The sequence below is a fragment of the Mitsuaria sp. TWR114 genome, assembly GCF_007997345.1.
Window position 1 is genome coordinate 1 of record NZ_VOSR01000643.1, and the last position, 1,219, is coordinate 1,219.

The 1,219-nt window shown below is 71.9% G+C and carries 1 protein-coding gene; it reads right to left on the reverse strand.

The window, feature by feature from the left end; genetic code table 11:
- The coding region (locus FUT87_RS21430) for an HlyD family efflux transporter periplasmic adaptor subunit (protein WP_222617236.1) at positions 1-1,219 on the reverse strand (1,219 nt) is incomplete at both ends.

A 1,219-nucleotide genomic window follows, 5' to 3' on the forward strand; every position in this document is an offset into this window, starting at 1 on the left:
GACCTTGGACAGGCTCTGCGCGCCCAGCCGGATCGGGCGCTTGACGGCCTGGCCGTCCTGCACGACGTAGGCGAAGCGACCGCCGCCGTCCTCGACGAAGCTGCCGCGCGCGACGGTCAGCACCTTCTCGCGGCGGTCCAGCAGCACGCGCACCGACAGGCGCTGGTTCTGGCGCAGCTGGTCGGGCGTGGCGCCGTCGAAGCGCAGCCGCGCGGCGACCTCGTTGTTGACGACCTCCGGCGAGACGCTGCTGACCAGGCCCTTCCACTGGCGGCCGTTGCCGGCGATCTCGCCGGGCATGCCGATGGCCAGGTCGCGGGCGAAGCTCTCCGGCACCTGCATCTGGACCTCGAGCGCGCTCAGGTCCACGACGGTGAGCAGGCCGGTCCCCGCGTTCACGTTGGCGCGCTCGGCCACCAGCAACTGGCCGACCTGGCCGTCCACCGGCGAGCGCAGCTCGAGCTCGGCGACCTGGCGCTGCAGGTCCTTCACCAGCAGCTGCTGGCGTTGCAGCGCCTGCTGCTTGGCCTGGAGCTCGAACTTGAGGCTGTCGTCCTTCAGGCCCAGCCCGTCCTTGGCGTGTGCGGCGGTGATGCGCGCCTTCTCCAGGGCGTCGCGGGCCTTCTCGACCTGCATGCCGGCGACCGCGCCGGCCTCGTAGGCCTTGGTCTGGCGCTCCAGGTCGTTGCGGGCGGTCTGCAGGTCGATGGCGGCGTTCTCGTAGCTCGAGCGCAGGGCGGCGCGCTGCTCGCGGCCGTCGACCTCGGCGCGCAGCGCCTCGGTGCGCAGCGCGTCGGCGTTGCTCTGCTCCTGGGCGAGCCGGGCGCGCAGGTCGGGGCTGTCGATGACGCCCAGCAGCTGGTCCTTGGCGACCTTGTCGCCGGCCTTGACCTTGAGCACCAGGTTGCTGCCCGTACCCTCCTTGGGCACCGCCGCGCAGGCGATGTGATACCGACCCTCGGCATCGCTGCTCACCAGCAGGCCGTTGACGGTGGCGATGCGCACGTTGGGGATGCCGGGCTCGCCCTCGTCCTGCACGCCGTTGGCATTGCGGTCGTCGTAGACCTTGCCGATGACGTCGGTGCAGTCGAACAGCGCATCCGGCACGACCCGCACCGACGCGGTGGCCGTGTTGGACAGCGCGCGGCCGCCGGGGCCCTGCGTGGCGACCACGCTGTTGACGTACTGGCCTTCGCCCACGCCGATGCCCACCGCCAGC